The organism is Acinetobacter sp. YH01009, assembly GCF_013420765.1.
Classification (GTDB): Bacteria; Pseudomonadota; Gammaproteobacteria; order Pseudomonadales; family Moraxellaceae; genus Acinetobacter; species Acinetobacter amyesii.
Window position 1 is genome coordinate 1 of the sequence record NZ_VOYE01000048.1, and the last position, 1274, is coordinate 1274.

Below are 1274 nucleotides of genomic sequence, written 5' to 3' on the forward strand. Positions count from 1 at the left end.
TGATGTGTGCTGAATTAGCAGGAGACTTTCACTTGGGAGATTCTAGGCAGCTAACCGATAAAAGTCTTCTGCCATTTGATTTGGTGTCTTAAAATCCAAGCCTTTTTGAATTCTTCGCTGATTATAAAATAACTCTATATATTTTGTAATATCCGCTTTGGCTTCTTCCCTTGTTTTGTAGTTGCGATGATGGACTAGTTCATTTTTGAGTATGCCCCAGAAACTCTCTATCGGTGCATTATCAAAGCAGTCGCCTTTTTTGCTCATTGAACCCTGAAAATCAAATTTCTCAAGTAAGTTTCGATATTCATTACTGCAATATTGGCTGCCTCTATCTGAATGTACAATGAGATCTTTAGCAGGTTTCTGATTGCGAATAGCCATATTCAATGCATCACAAACAAGCTTGGCTGTCATGCGCTCATTTAAGCTATAGCCAACAACCTGTTTCGTGTAAAGATCTTTGACAGCTGCCAAGTACAACCAGCCCTCAGCCGTCCAAATGTAGGTAATGTCACTCGACCACGCAAGATTAGGCTTCGTCATTGAAAACTGTTGCTTGAGTAAATTGTCATAAATAGAACGGTTGTGATCACTGTTCGTGGTTCTTTTGAAACGCTTATGGCGCTTACAATACAACTGATTTGATTTTTTTATTTGGCGCACAGCATACGTACTTATTTTGATACCTTGCGCTTGTAAATGCTTGGTTAATCGAACATAGCCATAGCTTTGTTTGGTTTCTTCATGGGCTATTTTGACCAAAATTGTCTGCTGATTTCGCTGAATTGATCTTTTACTCATGCCTCGCTTTAGCCAATCATAAAAGCGAGAAACGGATACACGAAGTAATCGAGCCATTAAAATAATCGGAAATAAGTGGCTTTGCGATTTCATATAGGCGTACCTCACTGACTTTCTTTGGCAAAGTACGCTGCTGCCTTTTTTAAAAATTCACGTTCCATTTCAGCTGTTTTGAGCTGTTGTTTAAGCTTCTTATTTTCTTCGAGTAAGGCGTTTAGATCGGGCGAATACTGTTTTGTGCCTGCTAAAGTTCCAGCCTTTGCTTTGTTATTCCAGTTCGAAAGGGTTTGCATTGAAATGCCAAGTTGTCTAGCGGATTCCGATACATTACCTTGGTTCTCTTCAATGGCTTTTATGGCTTCAGCTTTAAATTCTGCGGTGTAAGTCTTCTGTTTCTTGCTCATGGTAAACTCCTAATGAGTATGTATAGTTTACCAAGTTAAACCCTCCTGTTTTTTAAGCACACATCA

1 protein-coding gene is annotated in these 1274 nt (G+C 39.1%); it reads right to left on the minus strand.

All coding sequences use genetic code 11. The features are described 5' to 3' along the window. Positions 1–42 precede the first annotated feature (42 nt). A protein-coding gene (locus FTT76_RS17470) for an IS3 family transposase (RefSeq protein WP_119285041.1) occupies positions 43–1208 on the minus strand; the annotation gives its coding sequence in 2 pieces (ribosomal slippage) (positions 43–950 and positions 950–1208; 1167 coding nt in all). Between the last annotated feature and the right edge of the window lie 66 nt (positions 1209–1274).